21 protein-coding genes and 1 tRNA gene are annotated in these 23562 nt (G+C 68.3%); 9 read left to right on the top strand and 13 right to left on the bottom strand.

What is annotated here, in order from left to right; all coding sequences use genetic code 11:
• Window positions 1-247 precede the first annotated feature (247 nt).
• The 7 genes from K7W41_RS16350 to K7W41_RS16380 all read left to right on the top strand — a co-directional run bounded on the left by K7W41_RS16350 (window position 248) and on the right by K7W41_RS16380 (window position 5926).
• Window positions 248-682 (top strand): hypothetical protein, encoded by a 435-nt coding sequence (locus tag K7W41_RS16350; RefSeq protein WP_224610652.1) that lies wholly within the window; start codon window positions 248-250, stop codon window positions 680-682.
• A gap of 237 nt (window positions 683-919) precedes the next feature.
• Complete coding sequence (gmk, locus tag K7W41_RS16355; protein ID WP_224610654.1) at window positions 920-1636, top strand: guanylate kinase; 717 nt, start codon at window positions 920-922, stop codon at window positions 1634-1636.
• 58 nt (window positions 1637-1694) lie between these two features.
• Window positions 1695-2219 carry a macro domain-containing protein gene (locus K7W41_RS16360; RefSeq protein ID WP_224610656.1) on the top strand — a complete coding sequence of 175 codons (525 nt, stop codon included), beginning with the start codon at window positions 1695-1697 and terminating at the stop codon, window positions 2217-2219.
• 33 nt (window positions 2220-2252) lie between these two features.
• A complete protein-coding gene (locus K7W41_RS16365; RefSeq protein ID WP_224610658.1) occupies window positions 2253-2468 on the top strand; it encodes a hypothetical protein in 216 nt (71 codons plus the stop codon).
• Window positions 2469-2811: 343 nt separating this feature from the next.
• Window positions 2812-3507 (top strand): DNA damage response protein DdrC, encoded by a 696-nt coding sequence (gene ddrC / locus K7W41_RS16370; protein ID WP_224610686.1) that lies wholly within the window; start codon window positions 2812-2814, stop codon window positions 3505-3507.
• Window positions 3508-3788: 281 nt separating this feature from the next.
• Window positions 3789-4835 (top strand): LptF/LptG family permease, encoded by a 1047-nt coding sequence (locus K7W41_RS16375; protein ID WP_224610688.1) that lies wholly within the window; start codon window positions 3789-3791, stop codon window positions 4833-4835.
• Complete coding sequence (locus tag K7W41_RS16380) at window positions 4832-5926, top strand: LptF/LptG family permease (protein ID WP_224610690.1); 1095 nt, start codon at window positions 4832-4834, stop codon at window positions 5924-5926. Before K7W41_RS16375 ends, K7W41_RS16380 begins: the two co-directional genes overlap by 4 nt.
• On the opposite strand, the gene K7W41_RS16385 is transcribed toward K7W41_RS16380, so the two are convergent.
• Window positions 5910-6284, bottom strand: coding sequence for a winged helix-turn-helix transcriptional regulator (locus tag K7W41_RS16385; RefSeq protein ID WP_224610693.1), 375 nt, complete (start codon window positions 6282-6284; stop codon window positions 5910-5912). The genes K7W41_RS16380 and K7W41_RS16385 overlap by 17 nt on opposite strands.
• Window positions 6285-6427: 143 nt before the next feature.
• Between K7W41_RS16385 and K7W41_RS16390 the strand changes: the two genes are divergently transcribed.
• Together K7W41_RS16390 and K7W41_RS16395 are read left to right on the top strand one after the other, a co-directional pair.
• Window positions 6428-7048, top strand: a complete 621-nt coding sequence (locus tag K7W41_RS16390; RefSeq protein ID WP_224610695.1) for an NAD(P)-dependent oxidoreductase — start codon at window positions 6428-6430, stop codon at window positions 7046-7048.
• A gap of 27 nt (window positions 7049-7075) precedes the next feature.
• Window positions 7076-8041, top strand: coding sequence for an NADP-dependent oxidoreductase (locus tag K7W41_RS16395; RefSeq protein ID WP_224610697.1), 966 nt, complete (start codon window positions 7076-7078; stop codon window positions 8039-8041).
• 273 nt (window positions 8042-8314) lie between these two features.
• On the opposite strand, the gene K7W41_RS16400 is transcribed toward K7W41_RS16395, so the two are convergent.
• The 12 genes from K7W41_RS16400 to K7W41_RS16455 all read right to left on the bottom strand — a co-directional run bounded on the left by K7W41_RS16400 (window position 8315) and on the right by K7W41_RS16455 (window position 23409).
• Window positions 8315-9097, bottom strand: coding sequence for a ribonuclease H family protein (locus K7W41_RS16400; protein WP_224610707.1), 783 nt, complete (start codon window positions 9095-9097; stop codon window positions 8315-8317).
• Window positions 9094-10353, bottom strand: coding sequence for an SDR family NAD(P)-dependent oxidoreductase (locus tag K7W41_RS16405; RefSeq protein WP_224610709.1), 1260 nt, complete (start codon window positions 10351-10353; stop codon window positions 9094-9096). Before K7W41_RS16405 ends, K7W41_RS16400 begins: the two co-directional genes overlap by 4 nt.
• Before the next feature lie 214 nt (window positions 10354-10567).
• Window positions 10568-10639 (bottom strand) — tRNA-Ala (locus K7W41_RS16410).
• 8 nt (window positions 10640-10647) lie between these two features.
• A complete protein-coding gene (gene pta, locus K7W41_RS16415; RefSeq protein ID WP_224610711.1) occupies window positions 10648-12753 on the bottom strand; it encodes a phosphate acetyltransferase in 2106 nt (701 codons plus the stop codon).
• Window positions 12750-13940: an acetate kinase gene (locus tag K7W41_RS16420; protein ID WP_224610713.1), complete on the bottom strand. Its 1191-nt coding sequence runs from the start codon at window positions 13938-13940 to the stop codon at window positions 12750-12752. The genes pta and K7W41_RS16420 overlap by 4 nt, the downstream gene beginning before the upstream one ends.
• Before the next feature lie 95 nt (window positions 13941-14035).
• Window positions 14036-14332, bottom strand: a complete 297-nt coding sequence (locus K7W41_RS16425; RefSeq protein WP_224610715.1) for a hypothetical protein — start codon at window positions 14330-14332, stop codon at window positions 14036-14038.
• Between the two features lie 24 nt (window positions 14333-14356).
• Window positions 14357-15319 (bottom strand): hypothetical protein, encoded by a 963-nt coding sequence (locus K7W41_RS16430; RefSeq protein ID WP_224610717.1) that lies wholly within the window; start codon window positions 15317-15319, stop codon window positions 14357-14359.
• Window positions 15320-15322: 3 nt separating this feature from the next.
• On the bottom strand, window positions 15323-18445 hold the full coding sequence (locus tag K7W41_RS16435; protein WP_224610719.1) for an eCIS core domain-containing protein: 3123 nt from the start codon (window positions 18443-18445) through the stop codon (window positions 15323-15325).
• Window positions 18446-18663: 218 nt separating this feature from the next.
• The gene (tsaE, locus tag K7W41_RS16440) at window positions 18664-19119 is read right to left on the bottom strand and encodes a tRNA (adenosine(37)-N6)-threonylcarbamoyltransferase complex ATPase subunit type 1 TsaE (RefSeq protein WP_224610729.1); all 456 of its coding nucleotides are present in this window, start codon (window positions 19117-19119) and stop codon (window positions 18664-18666) included.
• The gene (locus K7W41_RS16445) at window positions 19095-21086 is read right to left on the bottom strand and encodes a coiled-coil domain-containing protein (RefSeq protein ID WP_224610731.1); all 1992 of its coding nucleotides are present in this window, start codon (window positions 21084-21086) and stop codon (window positions 19095-19097) included. The genes tsaE and K7W41_RS16445 overlap by 25 nt, the downstream gene beginning before the upstream one ends.
• Window positions 21086-22693: a hypothetical protein gene (locus tag K7W41_RS16450; protein ID WP_224610733.1), complete on the bottom strand. Its 1608-nt coding sequence runs from the start codon at window positions 22691-22693 to the stop codon at window positions 21086-21088. Before K7W41_RS16450 ends, K7W41_RS16445 begins: the two co-directional genes overlap by 1 nt.
• Window positions 22690-23409: a roadblock/LC7 domain-containing protein gene (locus K7W41_RS16455; protein WP_224610735.1), complete on the bottom strand. Its 720-nt coding sequence runs from the start codon at window positions 23407-23409 to the stop codon at window positions 22690-22692. The genes K7W41_RS16450 and K7W41_RS16455 overlap by 4 nt, the downstream gene beginning before the upstream one ends.
• Between the last annotated feature and the right edge of the window lie 153 nt (window positions 23410-23562).

Here is a 23562-nt window from a genome sequence, read left to right on the forward strand (position 1 = left end):
ACTGCGAGCGTCATTCCCCTCTTCTGAACTCAAAACGAGAAACGAAAAGCCATGACGAGTGACGACTGACAACAGCCTGATCAAGGGTGCAGCGCGTGGTCATCGCAGTGCTCAGAAACAAGCTGTTCATCGTGTTCCCCACTGCTTCCTGGCCTACTATTTTTCGGCGTCTCAAACCATATAGAAAAGCCCTGCCTTTACAAGAAAGAGGGCGGGCCGGCATACTCCTGAAAAGGAGGCGTCCAAGATGGCTTACAAAAAACTCAGTGAACAGGTGCAGGAACTCAGCAACCCCCAGCGCAGCGATACGTTTATCAAATTGTTTCGTGAAGCGGTGCGTCAGGGTAAATTCGATGCGGCGTACATGCCTGAGCGCTTCACCATGCCCAAGCAGTTCAGCCGGCGCGGCAGTGAGGGCACCTACGAGCGCGACACGCGCGAGATGCTGTTTGAACAGACCAAAGCCTTCGACGAGTGGTTTGACGAAACCAACCGCGCGCTGGCTTCGGCCCGCCGCGGCGGCAACGTAAAGCCCAGCGTGGAAGCCATTGAAGCGGGCCTGGTGGATTTCAAAACGATGGCCGAAGAAACCCGGCGCAAGATGCAGGCCAGCTATGAAAAAGGGCAGGCCCTGGGCAAGAGCCGTTCCAAGGCCAGCACCAGCAAAGGCAAGAAGAAGTAAGAGCAGGCAGATCACTTCGCTTGAAATCGTGAATCAGGGCGATTTCATTCAAACAAGATGGGCAGGCGTGTGGTGGGCCTTGGGCGTGGGGGAATGCCAAGGGCTTCATGAACCAGCCAGCGCTCCCCAAAGCCCCCTCCCTGTTGTGCGGCGGCCTTCCCTTGCGGAGGCCGCCTGTTTTCTCGCCTATTTTCTGGCCTGTTCTCCTGGGCCGCCGGCATTCGCTATGGTGGCGGGATGACGGCTGGCCCTTTTTCCGATATGCCCCTCCGCACTCCGCCGCGCCGGGGGCTGCTGCTCGTGATGACGGGCGCGTCCGGCGTGGGCAAGGGCACCCTGCGCGAGCGCTGGCTGGCCGGCCAGGAGGTATTTTACAGCACCTCCTGGACCACCCGCGAGGCCCGCCCCGGCGAGGAACACGGCGTGCATTACATCTTTGTGTCTGCTGACGACTTCGAGACGAAAGCGCAGCAGGGCGGGTTTCTCGAACACGCCGCCTTTGTGGGCAACCGCTACGGCACGCCCATTGAGCCCATTGAGGCGGCGCTCTCGCGTGGGCAGGACGTGATTCTGGAAATTGAGGTCGAAGGGGCCATGCAGGTCAAGGCGCGCATGGGCGACGAGGCCATCTTGATTTTCATCATGCCGCCCAGCCTCTCGGAACTGCGCCGCCGCCTGGAAGGCCGCGCCACCGAGACCCCCGAGCGCATTGAAAAGCGGCTGGCCCGCGCCCGCGAGGAAATCCGCGAAGCCCACGAATTCCGCTATGTGGTGGTCAACGACGACCTGGACCGCGCCGTGGATGACCTGCACGCCATTCAGCGCGCCGAGCGTGCCCGGCAGCGTCCCGAAACCGAATGGACCGAGGAGGACCGCGAGGCCCGCGTGCGCGCCGACACCCTGCGCAGCTACACCCTCACCGACGCCCAGCTGAACGAGGTGGCCACCCACTGAGCGTTCGCCGCTCCCGCTGCCCCACCTTTCTCTGCACGACCAGACCTGGGAGAACCCTATGCCACTTGAACTGATCCAGGGCGATATTGCCGCGCAGACCACCTGCGCCGTGGTAACCGCCGCGAACAAGGAACTGATGGGCGGCGGCGGGGTTGACGGCGTCATTCACCGCGCCGCTGGCCCCGAACTGCTGCGCGCCATCCGGCAGATCGGGGGCACGCCCACCGGCACAGCCGTCATCACGCCTGCTTTCGGGCTGGCCCACCAGGGGGTGCGGCATGTGATTCATGCCGTGGGCCCCATCTGGCGCGGTGGCCATGCGGGCGAGGCCGATCTGCTCGCCAGCGCCTACCGCCACAGCCTGGAACTGGCCGTGCAGCACGGCTGCGCCAGCGTGGCTTTTCCGGCCATCAGCACCGGGGTCTACGGTTACCCGCTGGATCAGGCCGCCGAGGTGAGCCTGCGGGCCATCACCACGTTCCTGTGGGACCACCCCGATCTTCAGGTGCGGCTGGTGCTGTACAGCGCCGGGCCCCTCAACGTGTTTCAGCGGGCGCTGGCCCGGGTGGCACCGTCCGCATAGGCTTGACCGGGCCTGCATACCACGCTATAGTTTTTGACATCACCGCCCAAGTGGCGGTTTTTTTTGTTTCCTTTTGACCGCCGCCTTCTTGCGAAAACCATCCTTGAAAAAGGCTGGCCCGGCGGCATGGACCGCGCCGCCGGCCCGGAGATGGCGCTGCAAACCTGGGGCGTGATGCAGGTCGCACAGAGAAGGGCCTGTGCTCTCCGTGCCGGTCTGATCAGCATTCCAACTGCTGAACTTGACTGAAGGGACGCGCAGAGCGGCGCAGCAGAGCAGAAAAAGCGGTGACCCAGAGGCGTGACCGCACCGAAGCGGAGCAGAGGGGCTGGAACGGATGATCGGGAGTCCGGATGAGCGTGTCTGGGCTGGCCGCGCTCCTGGTCCGCAACGGCAGCGCGCCTTTTGAAAACAGAATCCGGATCTGTTGGGGACAAAAAACGCGGGCATTTTAGAGTGCTGTCCAGCCAAACCGGCCGTAAAAATATCCGCAAAAGATTTGCGTGTCAGTCGGTGTTTTCTCCTTGGGCTTCACCCAAAAAATACCCTGAGTCATTATGTTTTTGGCAGAAAATGTGCTAAACTCCTGAGTATGAAGAACGCTCCGCTGACCCTTGACTTTGGCACCGTCCGGCTGCCCATCAGCGCGGACGGACTGCTGCACGCCCCCACGGCCCTGAAGCACCTGGGCCTGACCGATGACCGCTTCCAGGCCACCCTGGATACCCTGAAGGTAGAGACCGACACCCGCGACTACGGCGCTGGCCCCGAACTGGCCCTGTCTATTCCCGACTTCACCCGGCTGGCCTTTACGCTGGACACCCCGCAGGCCCGGCGCTGGCGCAAGCGGGCCCAGGACCTGCTGACCCGCGCGCTGCAGGGCGACGTGCGCCTGTCGGCCCAGATTGCCGAGCGCAACCCCGACCCCGAAGCCCGGCGCTGGCTGGCCGCCCGCCTGGAAAGCACCCAGGCCCGGCGTGAGCTGATGAGCACGGTCGCCCGCCACGGCGGCGAGGGCCCGGTGTTCGGGCAGCTGGGCAGCATCAGCAACCGCAGCGTGCTGGGCACCAACAGCGCGGCCATCCGCCGCGAGCGCGGGGTCAAGCAGACCCGCGACGGCCTGAGCGCCACCGAACTGCTGCGCCTCGCCTACCTGGACACCGCCACCACCCGCGCCATTCAGGAGCGCGGCGCCCACGGCAACGACGCCATCCTGAAGCTTCACGAGCATGTCGCCCGCCGCGAGCGCGCCGGCTGGGAAACGCCAATTCCGACCCAGGCGAGCTAAGGGGCGGCCGATGGCGGAAAGCAGAGGGCAGATGGCTGAACACCGGCCGTCTGCCTTCTCTTTTGTCCGGTGGTCGGGCCAGTGGTCAAGCGGGGCATGGGTGGAATGTCGTCTGCGACGCAGGTCACGCTCCACCCTCTGCAGCCCCCGGTAAGGATGGAAAAACAGCATGTTGGTCCTCCTGGTCCTGCACGGTGTTCTCTTTTGCCATCGGCCATAAACCATCGGCCATCCACCACCTGCCGCCCCTTCCCTCATCCAGCCCCGCTAGAATCCGGCACGTGCCGCCCCTCCTGATTCGCCTCGTCCTGGCCGAGGTCACCCGCTGGTATGTGGCGGGCGTGGCGCTCTTTCTGTCCTTGCAGATGGTGGACGCCCTGAGCGGCACCGTGGCCAAGCTGATCCAGTACCGTCCGCCCCTGGACAAAGCTGCCCTGGCCTTTTTCAGCATCGGCCCGGGGATTCTGAACAAGAGTCTGGTGCTGGCAGTGCCGTTTGCGATTCTGCTGGCCTTTTCGCGGATGCAGCGTGACAGCGAACTCAAGGCGATCAGCGCCGGGGGGGTGGCGCCGCTGCGGCTGGTGTGGCCGCTGGCGCTGCCCTTCGTGCTGGTGGCGGCGCTGGCCTACATGAACGGCGACCGCATCGTGCCGTCCAATCTGGCCCGCTGGGACGCCACCTGGTTCAACATCTACAACATGCCGCTGCCGCCGCAGACGCAGAAAAAGTACACCTATGCCCCGCCCGGCGCCCTGTACTACGCGGGCAGCGTGATCAGCACGGGCGACGGCACCACCGCGCAGCTGCAGGGCGTGATGGTGCAGCGGGAGGGCGCGGTCCTGACCGCCAGCAGCGGCACCTGGGACAGCAAGGCCCAGACCTGGACCCTGCTGAACCCCTGGCGCGCTGTTCCTGGCCAGAACCCGCAGCCGCTGGGCAAGCCGCTGACCGTGCCCCAGACCGACGCCCTGCGCCCCCCACCCGCCAAGGCCGAGCAGACCACCACCCCCGAACTGCGCGCGCGCGCCGCCGATCCCCAGGTGCTCCCCGCCGATCAGCGCGAGGCGGCCTTTCAGATTGTCCGCCGCATGGCCGACCCATTGACCGCCGTGGTGTTCGCCCTGGCGGCCGGGGCCCTGGGGCTGCTGCTGCGCAACCGCGCGGCGGCCTTTGCGGCGGTGCTGGTGTTTCTGGTGAGCTTCTACGTGCTGTGGACCACCGTACCGGGGCTGGCGCGGGCCGGGGCGCTGTCGCCCGCCCTGGCGGCGTGGCTGCCCAATCTGGTCTTTGTGCTGCTGGCCGCCGCCCTGGCCTGGAGGCTGCGGTGAAGACCTTTGAACGGTACGTGCTCTCGGAAATTCTTCCGTTCCTGGCCGGGGGGGTGGCGGCTGTGATCACGCTGCTGCTGCTGGCCGGCCTGGAAGGGGTCATTGCCCCACTGCTGGCCAAGGGCGCCGACCCGCTGCTGGTGGCCCGCCTGCTGGCCCTGAATGTCCCCGAGGCCACCGCCACCGCCCTGCCCATCGCCCTGATGTTCGCCGTGTTGCTGGGCCTGTCGCGGCTGGCGGCCGACAGCGAGATCAAGAGCGCGGTGGCCTCGGGCATTCCGGCGTCGCGGTTGTTCCGCCCGGTGCTGGGCCTGGGAGCCGCCGTGGCGCTGCTGGCCTTTGCGCTGGGCGAGGGCCTGGTGCCGCGCGCCCAGGTGGAAGCGCGCGCCGTGCAGCGCCAGATCGTGCTGGACAACCCCCGGGTGCTGGGCCTGGGCCAGAACGTGGTGCTGCGCGACACCCTGAACCGCGCCATCAGCGTGGGCGAGGTGCGCCCGGGCGGCGAACTGCGCGACCTGCGCATCGTGACGATGGTGGAGGGCGCCCTGCCCAGTGAAGTGATCACGGCCCAGGCGGGGCGACTGCGCCCCGGGACCAACGTGCTGGAACTGCGCCAGGGCCAGCGCGTGACCTACCAGAACGGCGACCCCCGGCCCTCCACCATCCTGAGTTTCGAGCGCGGCGAATTGCCCCTGCAGGACACCGGCACCGACCTGGGCGGCCAGGGTCAGGGATCACTGGCGCGCTACGACACCCTGCCGGTGCTGTGGGCCCGCGTGCAGACCTACCGCCAGCAGAACATCAGCGCGCCGGCCGACTTCACCGCCCTGCACCAGAAGTTCGCCGGGCCGCTGGCGGCGCTGGCGCTGGCCTTTTTTGCCGTGACGCTGGCGGTGTATTCCTTCCGCAGCGGGCGCGACCTGGGGCTGGTGTGGGCGCTGCTGCTCACCTTTGCCTACTACGCCACCTACAGCGTGTTCCGCGTGATGGGCGAGAACGGCGCGGTGCCCGGCGCCGTGGCGGCCTACGCACCGGACCTGATCGCAGTGCTGGCGGGCCTGGGCCTGCTGTGGTTCATGGCGCGGCGCTGACCGGCTGATCGCCTGTGTCCCCGGGGCCACCGGGCGGGGTCCAGCGGCTGCCCCAGCGGGCCATCGCCGCGATGATCTCGCTCAGGCTCTGGCCCTGCTCGGTCAGGGCGTATTCCACCCGGGGCGGCACCTCGGCGTAAACGGTGCGGGTCACGAGGCCCTGGGCTTCGAGTTGCCGCAGCCGCTCGGTGAGGGTTTTGGGCGATACGCGGCCCAGGGTACGTTTCAGGTCGCTGAAGCGCCGCCGACCGCCCAGCAGGTCGCGCAGAATCAGGGTGGTCCACTTGCCGCCGATCACCTGCATGGTGCGTTCCACGCCGCATTCGGGGCGGCTGACCACCGCATGGCCGTATTTCATGGGCCCAGCCTAGACCACTTCCCTCAGGGAAGTCATGACCGTTTCCAAAACCATACTGGCTTTCGCCCTTCCCCCTGCTTCCGCTGCTGGGGGGCCGTTCTTTAGCGTGGGGCCATGAGCCTTTCTCCTCTCCGAGGTTGCCGATGAAGCTGGCCCTGCTGGGTGCCACTGGCCGCACTGGGCGTTTGGTGCTGGATGGGGCGCTGGCCCGGGGCCACGAGGTGCAGGCGCTGGCCCGCCGCCCCGAAGCATTGGGCTCCCGCCCGGGGCTGACAGTGGTGGCGGGTCACCTGCAGGACGAGGCCGCCCTTCAGGCCGTGCTGCGCGGGGCCGACGCGGTGCTCAGCGCGCTGGGCCCGGTCAAGGGTGATGCGGGCGGCGTGATGACCCAGGCCGCCCAGATGCTGGTGCGCCGCATGCCCGAAGCGGGGGTGCGCCGGGTGGTCAGCCTGACCGGGGCCGGCGTGCCCTTCGCTGGGGACGTGCCGGGCCCGGTGGACCACCTCTTCCGCACGCTGCTGAAGGTGCTGCAGGGCGATGTGCTGCGCGACGCGACTGAACATGTGCGCCTGCTGAGCACCTCGGACCTGGACTGGACCGTGGTGCGTGCGCCGATGCTCACCGATGGGCCAGCCGGGCCCGTGCGCTCCGGGCCGGTGGGGCGCACGGGCCCGCGTGTGCCGCGCGCCAGTGTGGCCGCCTTCATGCTGGACGCCGCCGAGCAGGGCACCTTCTCGCGGCAGGCGCCGGCCGTCAGTGCGTAGCCCGGCGCGCCTGGGCCCGGGGGGCCGGTGAGGGCCGCCCGGGTGCACCACTTCGGGGGCCCCGAGGTGCTGCGCGTGGAGGAGGTGGCCTGGCCCGCCCCCCAGGGCGACGAACTGCTGGTGCGTGTGGCGGCCAGCAGCATCAACGCCACTGATCTGGCACTGCGCTCAGGCGGCCTGGGTCCACTGGCCGCGCGGCAACTGCCCCTGACTGTGGGCTTTGACGTGTGCGGCGAGGTGGTGGCCTGCGGCCCGCGTGTGACGGCCTTCCGGCCCGGCGAGTGGGTGTACGCCCTGCTGGGCCTGCGCGCTGGCGGCAGCGCCGAGTATGTCACCGTGCGCCAGGGCCGGGCCGCGCGGGCGCCTGCCACGGTGTCGGCGGTGCAGGCGGCGGCCGTCCCCCTGGCCGGTCTGACGGCCCTGCAGGCGCTGCGTGCCCAGGGCGGCTTGCAGCCCCACAGCACAGGTCCTCAGCCCCGGGTGCTGGTGTACGGCGCGGCGGGCGGCATTGGTTCCTTCGCCGTGGGGCTGGCCCGCGTGCTGGGCGCCCATGTGACTGGCGTGGCCCGCTCCGAAAAGCACGCCTTCGTGCAGGCCCTGGGTGCCGACGAGGTGCTGGCACCGGCTGACCTGGACTGGACCCAGGCTGGCCCCTGGGACGTGGTGCTGGACACGCCGCCGGCCCTGAGCTTTGCGGCGGTGCGCCCGGCGCTGGGCCCGCGCGGCGTTCTGGTCAGCACCCGCCCGCTGCCCACCCGCCTGGGCGACGCAGCCGCCATGCTGCCCCGGCGCGGCCCCCACCCCCGCCTGGCGACCATCCACACCGCCGAACGCGGCCTGGACCTCGCGTTTCTGGCCCGCCTGATTGACAGCGGCGAATTGCCTGTGCCAGTGGACCGGGTGTTCCCACTGCAGGACATTGCCGCAGCCCACCGCTACGCCGAGGGCGACGAGGTACGCGGCAAGGTGGTGGTGGCGGTGGCTGAGGACTGAGAGGCCTTCCGATACATGCCGCAAGGCGTGACGGCTTGTTCCCTCCTGGAAGAAATTGCAGAGCGGCGCAGCAAGAAGGCAAAACGACGGCTGTCCGGGAGTGGAGTTGGAAGAGCGCCAAAGATGGGGAATATCCAGTTCTCCTCTGGACGTGCCTGAGATGAACCGCAGTGCGTGTAACCTGCCGCTCAAATCCACCTGTGGGCCAGAGAGGGCCTCTTATTGCCGCTCACGCCGCTGAAGAGGAGCCCCAGGGCGGCCTGGATTCCCCTGTCAGTACAGCCCCTTTCCTCCAGCCTTCAGCGCGTAATGCACCCGGCGCAGCGCCACGGCCTGCGCCCGCGAGAGCGCCAGCCCGCGCGAGAGCCGCTCCAAGGCGCGGGCGTGCAGGGCCAGCCGGTGTGGGGCGTCGGTGTCCAGGGTGGGGGTGTAGGTGAAGGTCACCGCTGGGCCCAGTTCGTCCACCAGGGCGTCGAGCCGCTCCAGCGACGGCGATTTGCGCCGTCCCCGGTGAATCAGGGCCTCGTCGTAGCGGCGCACATGGAACTTGTGGTCGCTCTGCACCTGAAAGGCCGTGTGGCCCAGCGCGCGGGCGTGGGTCAGGGCCACGCGGATGGCTTCGCGCTCGGCCAGCCCTTCGTGGCCCAGGGCCCCGCGCAGCACGGCCCCGTAGGGGCGGTCCCCCAGCAGATAGCCCAGGCTCAGCGAGCCGCTCTGCTTATCGGCGCTGCCATCGGTGCGGATCAACACGGGGCCAGTGGCGTGGGGGTGATCGGCCTGCAGCGCCGCCCGCGCGGCCGTGTCCAGGGGCTGCCCAGCCGCCAGCCGCGCCAGGGCCCCGGCCAGTGCGGCGGCCTGCCGGGCGCGGTCCTCTTCCCTTGCTCCTGGCACCAGCGCCCGGAAGTCCAGCGCCGCCGCGTGCCGGGCCGCCAGTTCGGCGGCGCCAAGCGGCAGGGGCGCAGGCAGGCCGTAGGGCACGCCGTCCAGCACGTAGCCCGCACCATCTGGGGTTTCGGTCACGCTGAGGGTGGCCCGCTGGTGGCGGGGGACGGTCACCAGGGCTGCACCCGGTAGTCTTTCAGGAACACGCCGGCCAGGGGCCGCCCAGGCTCATTCAGACCGCTGAACATGGGATCGCACAGCCGGGCCGCCGCGTCGTCCAGGTCCAGGGGGAGCCGGAAGCCCTGGGCCGCCATGCGCGCCTGCTGGGGCTGCGGCTCCTGGTGCGACACCCAGCCGGGGTCCACGCTGGTCATGTAAATTCCCTCGCGCGCCAGCCGTGGGCCGCTGGTGCGGGTCAGCATGTTCAGCGCCGCCTTGGCCATGTTGGTGTGGGGGTGACGGTCACTCTTGTCGGCCCGTGAAAACTGGCCCTCCACCGCGCTCACGTTCACAACAAAGCGCCGCTCGAACGGCGAGCGCCGCAGCAGGGGCAGCAGGCCGCTGCACAGCAGGTAGGGCGCGGTGGTGTTCACCAGCTGCACCTCCAGCAGTTCGCGGGCCTCGACCTCGTCCAGCCGGGCCGTCCAGCTGTTGTGGGGGCGCAGGTCCAGGGCGTGACCGTGGCGGTCCAGGGGCTCGGGCAGGGCGAACAGTGAAGGGGCGCCAGAGCTGTCCGGCAGGCTGGGCGCAGGCCACGCGATCTTCAGGGCCAGCTGGGGGCCGGGCAGGGCCTGCCGCTCCCCCTGCAGCAGCGCGCCGTAGAAGCCGGGTGGCCGCGCAATGGTCTGCGCGGCGTTGTTGATCAGCAGGTCCAGGTGGGGTTGGGTGCGGCCCAGTTCCTCTATGAACGCCTGCACCGCGCGCAGATCTCGCAGGTCCAGGCCGTACAGGGTCAGCCGGCCCTGCCACTCGGCAGCGTCCGGCTCCTGGGCAAACCGCCGCGCCGCGTCCTGTGGAAAGCGGGTGGTCACGATGACCTGGGCCCCACTGCGCAGCAGCCGCAGGGCCACCGCGTGCCCAATGTTCACCCGGCCGCCGGTCAGCAGGGCCACGCGGCCACTCAGGTCGGCGCGCGCATGGCGCTTGCGGCGGTTCAGCTGACCGCACGGAGCGCACAGGGCCGGATTGCCTGCGTCGGCCAGCCCGAAGGGGTGCCGGCACATGTAGCAGCGCCGCCCAGCATCCGGTTTTGGCGGCAGGCGCTGGGCGGTCTCCTCTGCCTGCCGGGCGTGCTTGCGCCCCAGGCGATTCACGCCGGCCACCAGCGTGCGGAAGGCAGGCTGATCATCGGCCAGGGCCGGGTCGCGCAACACCGCTTTCAACACGCGCTGCGCCGTTTGCCAGTCAAGGGGGGTCAGATCGGGGTCCATAGGTCAAAGAGAGGTGGAGGTGGACACCGCTTTATGAAAACGGGCCACCTCCGCTGTCCGGGACGGACTCGAACCGCCGGCCACCCGATCTGCAGTCGGATGCTCTTCCCCTGAGCTACCGGACCTCTGCAGTGTAGCGGGCCCGGGTCGCCTGCGCCTCTCGTTTGCCCAAAAGGTGGGGGCCGCGTCACCTTGGCAAGGTGGGCGGCCCCCGGCGTTCAGAGCGGACTCGAACCGCTGACCCCTCGCTTGCAAAGCGAGTGCTCTTCCCCTGAGCTACCGAACAGCTTCATTCTATCCCTGCCCCGCCACCTGCGTCGCCTGAATGGCCGTCAGGGCGATGGTGTACACGATGTCGTCCACCAGCGCGCCGCGCGAGAGGTCATTGACCGGCTTGCGCAACCCCTGCAGCATGGGGCCCACCGCCACCACCCCGGCGGCGCGCTGCACGGCCTTGTAGGTGGTGTTACCGGTGTTCAGGTCCGGGAAGATAAAGACGGTGGCGCGCCCGGCCACCGGGCTGCCCGGCGCCTTCTGCTGGCCCACCGACAGCACGCTGGCGGCGTCGTACTGCATGGGGCCGTCCACCACGATGTCGGGGCGGCGCTCGCGTACCAGTGCGGTGGCGGCCTTGACCTTCTCCACGTCCTCGCCACTGCCCGATTCCCCGGTGGAATACGACAGCATCGCCACTCGGGGCGTAATCCCGAAGGCACGGGCACTGTCGGCGCTCTGAATGGCGATATCGGCCAGTTCCTCGGCGCCCGGGTTGGGGTTGATGGCGGCGTCGCCGTACACCAGCACCTGTTCGGGCATCAGCATGAAAAATACTGAACTCACCAGCCCGGCCCCCGGCGCGGTCTTGATCAGCTGCAGCGCCGGGCGCACGGTGTTGGCGGTCGTGTGAATGGCGCCGGACACCAGCCCGTCCACCTCGCCCAGCGCCAGCATCATGGTGCCCAGCACCACAGTGTCTTCCAGCTGTGCCTCGGCCTGCGGGGCGGTCAGGCCCTTGCTTTTGCGCAACTCCACCATCGGGGCCACGTACTCGTGGCGCACGGTGTCCGGGTCCAGAATCTCCAGGCCCTCGGGCAGCACAAGGCCCTGGCCCTCGGCCACCTGCCGCACCCGGTCTGGCTTGGCCAGCAGCACACAGCGGGCAATGCCCTTTTCGGTGCAGCGAATGGCGGCCTTGACCGTGCGCGGCTCGTCGCCCTCGGGCAGCACGATGCGTTTGCCGGCGGCGCGCGCCTTCTGAATCAGCTCGTAGCGAAAGGCGCTCGGCGGCAGGCGCCGCTCGCCGCTGCTGATGGGTGCGCGCAGGCGGGTGCCCAGCGGCACGGTGTCCAGGCGGTCGGCCATGAAGTCCAGAATGCGTTCCATGCGGCTCAGGTCGTCGTGCGGCACCCGGGCGTCCAGCCGCGAGAGGCGAGAAGCGGTCTGAAACGAGTTCGTCTCCACCCGCAGCACCGGCAGGGTGCTGCCCAGCGCCGCGCGGCACAGCCGGTCAATGGACGCCTCGGGGGCGCTGCCCGAGGTGAACATCAGCCCCGCCAGCGGCACCCCGCTGAGGTGCGACAGGGCGGCGGCCATGATCACGTCCTCGCGGTCCCCGGGCGTGACCACCAGCGCGCCGGGCACGAACAGGTGCGCCATCTTGGGCACCGTGCGCGCCGTGACCACGGTGCTGGTCACGCGGCGCAGGGTGGCCTCGCCTTCGTTGACCACCTCGGCCTGCAGGTGCCGGGCCACATCCAGGGTGCGCGGGGCCGTGAGGTCGGCCGAACTGGACACCACGCCCAGCAGCGGCAGTTCCCCGCTGGCCAGCACGCGGCTGCGGGAGCGCAATTCGGCCATCAGGGTGCCGTAGTCCAGCGCGGGCGGCGCAAAGTTCAGCACGTAGCCGCTCAGGCCGCTGCCGTCGCTGCGGCGGTAGCCCTGCGCGGTGATTTCCAGTTCGTCGGCCAGTTCGCCCGCACCCACCCCGGCGAGGCTGGACACCAGCACCGTGTCGGCTTCCAGGTTGCGCGCAAGGCTGGCGTTCAGCGCCGAGGCGTAGGTGTTGCGCTCGGTCAGCGCCAGCCCCTCGGCCACCAGCACGTCGGCGCCGCCTGCCGTGGCCTCGCGGGCCAGGGCCACCACGCTTTCCATCAGGTCTTCTTCCGCGCCGTGGCTCAGCTGTTCTTCGGCCAGGGCCAGGGCAATGGGTTCGGGGGTATTCAGGTGCGCCAGGGTGCGGGCAAAGTGCACGCTGTCGTCGGTGCGCGCCTCATGCGTCTGGGCAATCGGTTTGAGAAACGCCACCTTCAGCCCCTGGCGTTCCAGCGCGCGGGTGAGGCCCAGGGCGGTGCTGGTCAGGCCCACACCGTTGCGGGTGGGCGCCACAAACAGGGTTTTCATGCGGTCTCCTCGGCCAGCAGGGCGCGGGTCTGCTCGGCGATCATGCGTTCCTCGTCCGTGTTGACCACCAGCGCCGGCAGCGCCCCTGGCGGACTAATCAGGCCCGGTTGCCCCCGTACCGCCGCCCGGTTGGCCGCCTCGTCCGCCGCCGCGCCCAGCACCCCCAGGCGCGCCAGCACCGCTGCACGGACAGACGCGCTGTTCTCCCCAATTCCGCCGGTGAACACCAGGGCGTCCACCCGGCCCAGGGCCACCGCCATGCCGGCCATCTGCTTGGCCAGCCGGTACACGAACACGTCCAGCGCCAGCCGCGCGCCTACGTGCCCCCGCCCGGCGGCCTCTTCCAGTTCGCGCATGTCGTTGCTGAGGCCCGAGAGCCCCAGCAGACCGCTCTCCTTGTTCAGGGCCGAGGTGACTTCCGAGAGGCTCAGGCCCGCCTGCCGCGCCACGAAGTCGTGCAGGCCCGGGTCCACGTCGCCGCTGCGGGTGCCCATGACCAGCCCTTCCAGAGGCGTCAGGCCCATGCTGGTGTCCACGCTGCGCCCACCCGCCACGGCACACACGCTGCAGCCGTTGCCCAGGTGGGCGGTGACGAGGTTCAGTTCGGTCAGCGGGCGGCCCAGCGCTTGCGCGCCGCGGGCGGCCACGTAGGCGTGGCTGGTGCCGTGAAAGCCGTAGCGGCGCACCCCGTGTTGGCGGTACCACTCGCCGGGCACCGGGTAGCGGTAGGCCACTTCCGGCATGGTCTGGTGAAAGGCGGTGTCGAAGACCGCCACATGGGCCGCGTCGGGAAAGGCCGCCTGCGCCGCCTCGATCCCGGCGATGTTGGCGGGGTTGTGCAGCGGCGCCAGCGGCACGCAGGCGCGGATCTCGCCCAGCACCTCGTCCGTCAGGCGCACTGGGGCGTGAAAGCGCTCGCCGCCGTGCACCACGCGGTGGCCCACCGCGTCCACCTGCGCCCGCACGCCCAGGTCGTCCAGCGCCCCGGCCAGCACCGCAAAGGCTTCGGCGTAGCTGCCGCCCCCCAGGTCCACGGTGCGCCGCTCGCCCCCTATGTCCAGCCGCGCCGAGGCCCCCGCCGACCCCAGCCGCTCGGCCAGCCCGGAGAGGCCCACGCGATCATCGTCCAGATTGAGCAGGGCAAACTTCACGCTGCTTGAGCCGCAGTTGAGCACCAGCGTCCACATGAGCTGCATTCTGACAGCGGGCGCCAGCGGGGCGGATTTCTCAAGGAATGGCGAAGGCGGGAGGAGGGGGGTCCTCCCGCCGCCTACTCGTGCGGTTATTCGGTGTCTTCGCCGCGCAGATGGGCCACGATGCCTTCGAGGTCACCTGGGGTCAGGTGCTCCATCAGCCACGCCACGGTCACGGGCTGGCCCTGGGCGCGGGTGTTTAGCAGGTCGGCCAGTTTTTCCAGCAGGGCGTCCATCACGGCGTCATCGCTCTCGGCGTCCTGGCCAGCCGAGGCCAGGTCACGTTCTTCTGCCAGCGAGAGGGGCAACGAGGAAAACGAGAGGCCATTGATCTCGAAGGGCGGGCGTTGGGTGGCCTGACGGCCAAATTTGATGGTCTGGGTCATGGGGTCTCCTGTGGAGGGTGGGGATCAGGCGTCAGAAAGAAATTCCACGCCGCCGGTCTTGTCGCCTTCGTACTTCTTGGCCTGTTGAATGGACTCTTCTTCCGAGTGCAGTTGTTGCTTGCCGGTCAGCAGGTCAGGGTTCATCTTGATGCGTTCGGTACTGTCCAGAAGGACCTGATACAGCGCGCTGAGGGTGGCGGTGAAGATAGGCCGCGCCTCGGTGCCTGCGGTGAGCGTGCCGGAAATGGCGAGTTCAGAGATGCCGTTTTCAAAGCAGTACGAAGCGGTATGCAGGGGCGGCTTGCGGTATGCGGCAGCGAAGTAATGAGGGGTGAGGGCATTCTTATCTTTTTGAATGAGCTTTTCAAAGTCGGAGAAGGCGCACCTAAGGATGAATTCGTGGGGCAGCGTGATCAGGCTGACGACGATGGTGGCTCCCCCTACGTCGAAGGCCACATAACCCCTTTCACGATCCACGATTCTGCAACGTCGCACAGTTTTGAAATAGAAAAGAAGCGCATCTGTGGCGTTGGTAAACTTTTTGCCATCGCAAAAAAACAGGAAGTCGCGCGTTGGATAATTACGTTCCTCGGAGCGGTTGAGAAAATAATCAAAGGCAGAAAGCATGTTAAAAATGTGTTTCTCTGGCTGCCCTTGGTAGCGCATCAGTTGGCTGAACCTTACGACGCCCTTGCCCTCGTGTCTGTCAAGGATAAGGGTCATATGGTCAAACTGCATTTTTGCAATCTGTGAGTAAACATCTGCTGAAGCGCTGTTGGTCTGATCAATCTGGAAGGATGAATCTGCTTCAAGCCAAGCGTCATTATTGGCACGTCTCACGAAAACAGAATGACCTCCCAACTCCACAGCGAATTGATCGTTATTCAACTGGTGCAAGGTCTCATTACGCTGGCAATAGGTGAGCGCTGTCTCGAAAGCAGAACCTGAAAATCCCTCTTGAGCAGTATGTTTTTTCAGTCGAAACATAATTCAGGGTCCGGCGACCTTTGGCGCGTCCTCAAGCTGCAAGGGGTCGTTCATGCCAGCTGCTCCAACAGAACTATTCGCCGATTTGGCCGCATCTGTGGCGGCGGCGCCAATCGCCTTTTCACTCAGGTAATCCGGATTGAAGCCCAGGGCGTTGAGGAATGAATCTCGGGCCAGCTTTAGGCCGTTGATTGGTTCCTGCTGCCCGTCAGGTTTGACCATCTCGGTTTTTGCGGCCAGCACCGCTCCCTTTACCGCTTCATTGCTCATAGAGCCGATCATGTGCCCCGTGCCTACCCCTTCACGAATCGCCTTGCTCCACCCCGCGTCCTTTTCCAGCATGGTGCGGTAGGTGGCCCGGGGGCCGAAGGTGAGTAGATTGCCCGCGCCGCGCAGGAGTCTGCGGGCCATCGTTTCCCCACGGCGTTTAGGGGCACCAAAGGCCGCCCGTTTGAGATCGGCGCCAAATCTTCCACGCGCGGCTTTGAGGGCCTGCTGTGCAATGGGCCGCGCCACCAGTTGGTGGTTCGTTTTGACCAGGCCCTGTGCCACGAGCTCCCTCAATCTACTTTGGCTGAAGTGGCTGGGGAGCTTCAACTTGGAGGCCAGGGTCAGAACCTCGCGGTGGTCCATCACCGACACCCGGTCACGCGCAATGTCGAATTGCTTGGCTTTGAGGGCCTTGCGCCCTCCCAACAACAGTTTCGTATCTTTGGCAGCTTTTCCTGCCACGCCCGCACTGCCGTACAGGCTCTGTTTCATCTCGTCCCAGGTTTCTTTAGCCAGTTTAGAGTTGTACTGCTTCATATCCTTCCAAAGCAGTTGGACGCGATTCATCATGGCTTGACGTCCGACGCTTTGCTGAGTCCCCAATGCCGCGCGCGAAGCTGTTTGCGATCCAAGGCGTCCACCAATCACACGCCGCGCCCCCTGGACCAGCCCTTTGCCCATTGGCCGGAGTGCGTAGCGGCCCAGGTTGCCAGCGGCGCCTTTGACCAGCCCGCCTGCCAGTGCGGCGCCTGGGCCCATCACCACGCCCAGCGCAGCGTCAAAAGCCATCGCCTTGGGATCCAGCACGCCCTGCATCAGGCCAACCTTGTCTTTGTATTTGTCGTCGGTGCGCAGTACCGCATTCTGGGCCAGACGCCCCAGCGCCCCGCCCCCGGCGCTCCCCGCTGCCATGATCAGCAGCGGCGCGGCCAGGCCCCCGGTCAGGCCCGTGAGGGCTGCGGCGCCGACGGTGACCCCCACGGTCACGGCCAGACGCGCCAGGGTGGCCTTGCCCTCGGTGGAGGTGGCCCATTTCCACGCTTCGGAGGCATTGCCCTTGACCGCGTTGACAAGGCCCTTCACGCCGCCTTTCTTGATGGCCTGGAAGGCGGTGAAGGCCGCGCCGGTGCCCAGGAGCAGCGCGGTGGCGGGACGGTTTTTCAGGAACTTGCCCAGCCCACCCTTGGCCGTGCGCAGCGCGCGGGTGGCTTTGGCGCCAATGCGGCGTTTCAAGCTCTGGGCCTTGGTGGCAGCGGTCTTGGCCAGCGCGGCAATCTTGGTTTTCGCGCTCGCTGCCGCTGCGGTCAGACGTTGGCGGACCTGCTGCCCGGCCGCTTTGGCCTGCGTCCAAGCGTTCTGGGCACGGGTCTTGACGTTGTTCAGCAGCCCCGTGGCGGCCGTCTTGAGCTTGGTGCGGGCCGCGGTGGCCTTGTCCCGCAGGTTGAGCGCCGCTATCGACGCCGCTTGGCGCAGCGTTCCCGAGATGATCCGCGCTTTGTCTTTCAGCTTGGTCTGCACCTGCACGACCGTGGAAGCGGCGCGGACGGCCAGCTGGTGGGCCTGGACACGCAGCTGCGCGGCCTTGTCTCTGGCGCTTTGTACCGCCTGTTGCCCCTTATCCTTGACCGTTTGCAGGGTTTTGCGCCCGTATTCGCGGGCGGTCTTGCCTGCCGCCTGGATCTGGGTGCGGACCCTGGCCCGCAGCGCCTGGGCCTGCTTTAGGGTCTGACTGGCCGCCTCGCGCGCCGCCTTGATTGCCGGGGCCGCTGCTTTCTGCACGCGGGCCACGGTCTTTTGAATCCGCTGCTGGGCGGCTTTCTGCACGGTGCCGACCGCACTCTTCAACTTGTCCCGGGCAGAGCCGGCCAGCTTTTTCAGGTCGCCCAGGCCCCAGCGTTGTACGGCGGTTGCGGGGGCTGGGGAGGCCACCTGACGCTGCACCGGGCGCGCCTTCTGAGGCATAGGAGTGGCGGCGAGCTTGGCGCCCATCGTCCGGGCCTCGGCTTCCAGCCCAGCATCGGGGTCCACACCCGGGCCGACGCGCCCTTGCGACTGCTGCACGGTATGGGTGACTTCATGCGCCAGCAATTCCAGGCCAGATTGGCTGTTCGGATTGAATCGCCCTGATTGAAAGAAAATGTCGCTGCCGGTGGTGAAGGCCAGGGCATTGACACCCTTAGCGAGCCTGTCCGCTTCCGCATCATCGTGAATACGAACACGGGACAGGTCATGGTTGAGCCCTTGTTCGAGGTGCCGTTGAATCGCTTCGGGCAGAGGATTGCCTCCGCCCCGTCGGGCTTGAATGCGCTGCAAGACTGGCTGCGTCGCTTCCGCATCCAATTCCGCCAACTGCCGCTGTAGGGTCTGGCGGTGGGCAGCGGTGGCTGATAGGGCCGCCTCAGCCTCGTAGCGCTGAACGGCTGTGTCCACGGCTCGCTGAAGGGCTAGGCGTTCCCCAGGGGGCACCAGGCCCAGCACCACGCGGCTGACTGGCGCACTGATCTCATGGCGTTGCAGGGTCGCTAAATGCTCGCCGTAGGTGTCGTAGCGGGCTTGGGCGGGGCCGCGATCTGCACGAAAGCCTTGGACCAGCGTATTCGCTACTTGTCGTTGCAGCGCCGTGAACTGGGCATATTGCCGCGTGTCCAGGGACTTGCCTTCAACCTGCTCGGCCCGGTGGCGCATCACCGTCACCCAGTCGGCGGGGCTTTGGGGCTTGGCCGGCACTGGCTGGACCTGTCGCTGAATCGGTGCAGCCTCTACCTGGGGCAGGGCGGCCAGCTGCTCACTGACGATTTGGCGCTGAACAGCGAGCCGGGTTACCTCCTGCTGCTCTAACCCTGAGGCCCGCAGCATGGGCCCAGCCGCTTGCCGCTGCAATGCCTGAGGCCGCCACAGGTGGGCCTGGGCGCCGCTGATCGCTGGGTGGGGCGCAAGGTCTGGGGCTTGCACCGGGGCAGGGCCGCGCCGCGCCGCTTTCTTGGTCAGGGACGGACCCTGGTGTTCAAACATGCCGTAACCTCCGGAACTTAAGCTTGACAATAAGTCATTTGTGCCCCGGAAGCATGGGCTGCTTAGCGAATCCGGGTCACCTGCCGCGTTTCGGGATCGTTCATGTGCTCCAGGCGCAGCACTGGGGCGTCCGGGTAATCGGTGTACAGCCCTTCGCCCCATTCAATCAGGCTTAGGCGGCTGCGCTGCACCTGCTCGTCCAGGTCCATCTCGTACAGTTCGGCCACGTCACGCACGCGGTAGGCGTCCACGTGCAGCACTGGCCCCGCCGGGGTGGGGTAGAGGTTCATCAGGGCGTAGGTGGGGCTGGTCACCGCGCCGTCAAAGCCCAGGGCCGCCACCAGCCCCTGCGAGAAGCTGGTCTTGCCGGCGCCCAGTTCACCTTCCAGAAACAGCACCGTGCCGGGGGCCAGGGCCATCCAGGCGGCGCCGAACGCGTGCTGCTCGCTGAGCCCACGCAGCACCCGGCGCTCGCCCACGGCCAGGGGCAGGGTCACGGCAACCCGGTGTCCAGCCACGCGCCCACCTGCTCATCCAGTTCGGTCCAGTTCTGGGCGCGGCCCAGGCGCCACTCGCCGGGCACCGTGCTGCGCGCCGACCAGACGTGGGTGGCGTCGCCCATGTCCAGGCGGTGCAGCCCCAGCGCCGTGGCCTGGGCCAGCAGCGCCGCCATGCCCTGCGCCGAGAGGGTCTGGGCGCCCTGGCGAATCTGGCCGCCTTCCAGGGTCCAGGTTTCCGCCGGTTCAGCGCTGGCCACCGGGGCGGGTGCCGGCGTAGGCGGCGTGGCCGGCGCCGAGAGCAGCGTGTCGAAGATAGATGCGGGGGTGCCGCCACTGCTGGGGGGCGGCGGGGGCGGGGCCAGGGTGGGGTCCGGGTTGCTGGCCAGCGGGGGGGTGCTTTCCTCGAAATCGAACACGTCCAGCAGGCCGCTCAGGGCGTCCTGGCCGAAGGTCGAGGTGACCTCCTGCGCGGCGCGGTATTCGGCGTGGGCCTCGGCCAGCAGGGCCTCGGCGTCGGCCAGGGTCTGGGCGTAGCGTTCCCGGGCCTGGGCGCTCAGTTGCCCCAGGCGGCGCTGGGCGCGCAGGGTGTCGGCCAGGCGCCCCAGGCGCTGGGTGGTTTCCCCGGCGAGGTGGCGCACCGTGTCGTACTCCTGCACCACCCGGTCGGCGCGGGCGTCAAAGTCCTCGCGTTCCTGGGCGGCGGCGCCCATGCGGCGCTCCAGCACGCTCCACAGGCTGGCGGGGTCCACGCTGCCGCCCTGGGCCAGCCGGGCGCGGGCGTCGGCCAGCAGGGGCGCCAGTTCGGCGCTGGCGCCGGGCACGTTGCGCGCCGAGCGCTCGATTTCCAGCAGTTCGCGCTGCAGTTCCAGCTGGGCGCGGGCGTCCACGCCGGCCTGCAGGGCCTCGTGCATGGCCTGCAGTTCCTGCAGTTCATCGGTGGCGAGGCTGCCGCTGTCCAGCAGGTGACGGGCCGAATCCAGGGCAATGCGGGTGTCGGCCCCCGCCTGCACCCGGCCCAGTTCGGCTTCCAGGCGGGCAAACTGCTCGCGCTGCAGTTGCAGCAGGGCGCCGCGCTCGGTTTTCAGGGCCTCGCGCCAGCCGCTCACCACGTCCTCGGTCAGCTTGGCCTGGGCCTGCAGGGCGCGCAGGCCCTCGTGGCGCTCGCGCAGGTCGGGGCGGGCCTGCAGCAGGGCCGTAAATTCGCGTTCCACGCTGGCCAGCTGCTGCGCGGCATGTTCCTGTTCCAGCGCCAGCACGCGCGCCTGGGCATCCGGGTCCAGAATGGTCGCCGAGGTGGGCACAGCCGGGTTTTCCACCGTCTGCACCACCGAGGATTCCAGGGCCTTGCGCAGGTTAAAGGTGAGGTTGCGCGCGCGCTCCACCTCGCCGGGCAGCAGCGTGCCCTGTTTCTGGGCCTCGTCAATCTGGCCGATCAGGGTGTCCAGGCGCCGCACGTCCTTGCCGCCCATGCCCTGCACCCGGGCGAAGGTGGCGCGCAGTTCTGCGAGGTCCTGGCCCTGTTCCACCAGCCCTTCTTGCAGGCGGCGGTCCATGGTGTCAATCAGGTTCTGGCCTTCTTGCACCAGGGCGCTGATGTCGCGGCCCTCTTTTTCTTCCTGGCGGGCCACGCTGAGCACGCCGCGCAGGCGCTGGGTTTCGGGCCAGTCAAAGTACAGCGAGAAGCGCCGCGCACCCTCTTCCAGCCCCAGCAAGGAGCTGAGCTGGTTGGGCAAGAGGCGCTCCTGCGTGGACTTCATGATCTCGTTGAGCACTTCCGAGACGCGCTTTTTGGCCAGCGGCGCGGGCACGCTCAGCTGCAGCCGCTTGAAGACTTCCTTTTTCAGAATGTCTTCGAGCATCCCCGGGTCAATGGTATCCAGCGAGCCGCCGCGCGCCTGGGCGGCGTCTTGCAGAATGCGTTCCAGCGCGCGGGGCGAGACCAGATCGCCCAGCATCTTCACCGGCAGTCGGCTGAGGGTCGCCATCAGAGTTCCTCGTCCCAATCAACGGTGGCAGCGCTCTCCACGGTGGTGTTCTTGGCCGAGCTGCTGCCCGCGCCCAGCAGCCCGAACTGCTCGCACAGCCCCCGGAACCCGAAGGCCATCAGGCCGATGGCCACCGCGCTCAGCAGGGCCCAGATCGGCAGGGCGTAGGCGCTCTGGGTCAGTGTCAGGTTGGTCAGGCCGCGCAGGGCGCCGGCCCCGAACACGTCGCCCAGGGCGCCCAGAAAGCCAAAGACCCCTTCAAGCATCAGCGGCAGCATGAGGAGGGCCAGGCCCGTCATGATGGCGCGCCAGTAGGTGTTGCGGCCCCCAAAGGCGAGGTTCAGCAGGTACAGCGGCGCGGCGGTGGCCAGCGCCAGCAGCAGGAACACCAGCACCCGCAGCCAGCCCGAGAACCAGCGGCTGATGCCCAGCGAGGTGGTGTCCAGGGCGCTGGCCCCCTGCCCGGCCTGCTGGCGCTCGGCGTTCGCCAGCCCGCCAATCAGGGCCTGCACGTCGCTGACCCGCAGGGCGCTGCGGCCCTGGGCGCGCTCGGTGGCCGCCGTGACCTGGGCAAACGCGGCGTTGTCGCGCAGCGGGGCGGGCACGCGCGCCAGCGCCGCCGAAGCCTGGGTCAGGGCCTCGCGCGCCGCCGCCGCGTCGCCGTGGCCAGCCGCCGCCTGGGCGCGGCCCAGTTCGGCGTACGCGGTGGCCAGGGCGCCCGCCGCGCTGGCTGTGGCCGCCGGAGCCGGCTGCGGGCGGGGTTGGGGTGCCGGGGTCGGGGTGGGTGCGGGGGTGGGCGCCGGGGTGCCCTGGGCCGGGGAGGTGGTGGGCTGCCCGCCGCTGCCCCCCGTCCCCGCACCGCTGCTGGCCGGCGGGGTGGCCAGCGAGCGGTTCAGGGCCGCCGCGCCCTGGCGCAGGGTGCTTAAGGAAGTGGCCAGCGCGGCGGTGTCGCCGGCGGTCAGTTGCCGCAGGGCGTCGCCAAACTGCGACACCCGCAGCGTGCCCACCCCAGTGGCGTCCTGCACGGTGGTAAACCAGCCGGTGGCGCGCGCCAGATTCACGTACGACGCCGTGGTCTGCTCGGCGCGGGTGGCCTGCAGGGCGCTCACCACCTTGGCCGCCGCCGCGCGCTGCAGCTGCCACGCGGTGCGCTCCAGTCGTCCGGCGCGGGCGTCCTGGGCCAGGGTCTGGCTGGCCGCCCCCAGGCCAAATTCGCGCGCCAGCACCTGCAACTGGGCGTCACTGTTGTCGGGGGCGGCGCTCAGGGCGGCCAGGGTCTGGTCGTACAGCGCCTTGCGCATCAGGCCCCGGGCCAGCAGCACCTGGGCTTCCAGTTCGGCGGGCGTGCGGGCCAGGGCGCCGCGCGCGCCGCTCAGGGCGTCGGTTAGGCCGCGCACAATCTGCTGGTTGCGCAGGGTGGGGGCCAGGGTATCCAAAGCACTCTGGGCCGCGTCCAGCCGGTTTAAGGCCGCCTGCGGCGACTGGGCGCGCGCCGTTACCGCGCCGTCCAGGTTGCTGGCCAGGGCCGCGTACGCCTTGAGGTCCTGCGCGCCCGCTGTGCCAAGGCTCAGGGCCGCCAGCAGACTCCACCGGGCCGCGCGCTTCACGCCGCCACCCGGAGCTGCTGCAGTTCCACAATCAGGCGGCCCACATTGGCCTGCGAGGTGGCGACCACCGCCACGCAGTAGCCGCCCAGCGGGCACACGCAGACGGTCTGGCCGCCCAGGTCCGCCGAGAGCAGCTTCAGCGCCCGTTTCTGAAACAGCATGGCGCTGGCGGCCACCACGCCGCCCAGGCCCGCCGGGTCGCGCACCGCCTTGACCCGCAGCACCTCGCCGCTGGCGCGGCAGACCATCACGCCCTGCACCCCGCTGAAGCGCCCCAGGGTCTGAATCAGGGCGTCCTGGTCGCCCGGCAGCGCCAGGTCATAGGTGCGGGTGGTGGGGGCCACGCCGTATTCGGGGTCGTCGAATTCAAAATCGTCGGCGCTCAGGCCCAGGTCGTCAAACACGGTGTCAGTCTGGGGTTCATCCCAGGTGGCCAGCGGCACATTCTGGGTGAAGAGGGTGGGCGCTTTGGGATACTGCGCTTCAAGTTGCGCCGCCAGATTCAGCAGTTCCTTGCGGGCGCGGGCGGGGGGCAGCACGGTGCTCAGGCGCGCGAGCAACGGCCCAGACAGCACCTTCTGCATGTCCTGCGCCGTCACGGTTTCGGCCGAGAGGCCCTGCTCGCGCAGCACTGAGCGCAGCATGGTCTCGGCCGCACGATCAGAGACGACGCCCGACAAGGCGCGGACAATCATGGTGTACACAGCGTTGGTCATGAGGAACCTCAAGAGAGTATAGAAAGGCCGCGCTTACATTTTTGTCTCATCTGGATTGTGCCGCAACTGGGCCCCCAGGGTGCGGGGGCGCGCGCCGAAAAGGGGCCCTGCTATACTCCCGGCGCGGTCTGGTCCGCCCGGCCAGCGGCCAGC

It is taken from the genome of Deinococcus multiflagellatus (genome assembly GCF_020166415.1).
In the GTDB taxonomy this organism is placed as follows: domain Bacteria; phylum Deinococcota; class Deinococci; order Deinococcales; family Deinococcaceae; genus Deinococcus; species Deinococcus multiflagellatus.

Coding starts and splice junctions, on each gene's coding strand:
- K7W41_RS16350 (WP_224610652.1), top strand. CDS start 248: ATGGCTTACAAAAAACTCAGTGAACAGGTGCAGGAACTCAGCAACCCC.
- gmk (WP_224610654.1), top strand. CDS start 920: ATGACGGCTGGCCCTTTTTCCGATATGCCCCTCCGCACTCCGCCGCGC.
- K7W41_RS16360 (WP_224610656.1), top strand. CDS start 1,695: ATGCCACTTGAACTGATCCAGGGCGATATTGCCGCGCAGACCACCTGC.
- ddrC (WP_224610686.1), top strand. CDS start 2,812: ATGAAGAACGCTCCGCTGACCCTTGACTTTGGCACCGTCCGGCTGCCC.
- K7W41_RS16385 (WP_224610693.1), bottom strand. CDS start 6,284: ATGAAATACGGCCATGCGGTGGTCAGCCGCCCCGAATGCGGCGTGGAA.
- K7W41_RS16390 (WP_224610695.1), top strand. CDS start 6,428: ATGAAGCTGGCCCTGCTGGGTGCCACTGGCCGCACTGGGCGTTTGGTG.
- K7W41_RS16405 (WP_224610709.1), bottom strand. CDS start 10,353: ATGGACCCCGATCTGACCCCCCTTGACTGGCAAACGGCGCAGCGCGTG.
- pta (WP_224610711.1), bottom strand. CDS start 12,753: ATGAAAACCCTGTTTGTGGCGCCCACCCGCAACGGTGTGGGCCTGACC.
- K7W41_RS16420 (WP_224610713.1), bottom strand. CDS start 13,940: ATGTGGACGCTGGTGCTCAACTGCGGCTCAAGCAGCGTGAAGTTTGCC.
- K7W41_RS16425 (WP_224610715.1), bottom strand. CDS start 14,332: ATGACCCAGACCATCAAATTTGGCCGTCAGGCCACCCAACGCCCGCCC.
- K7W41_RS16430 (WP_224610717.1), bottom strand. CDS start 15,319: ATGTTTCGACTGAAAAAACATACTGCTCAAGAGGGATTTTCAGGTTCT.
- K7W41_RS16435 (WP_224610719.1), bottom strand. CDS start 18,445: ATGCTGCGGGCCTCAGGGTTAGAGCAGCAGGAGGTAACCCGGCTCGCT.
- K7W41_RS16445 (WP_224610731.1), bottom strand. CDS start 21,086: ATGGCGACCCTCAGCCGACTGCCGGTGAAGATGCTGGGCGATCTGGTC.
- K7W41_RS16455 (WP_224610735.1), bottom strand. CDS start 23,409: ATGACCAACGCTGTGTACACCATGATTGTCCGCGCCTTGTCGGGCGTC.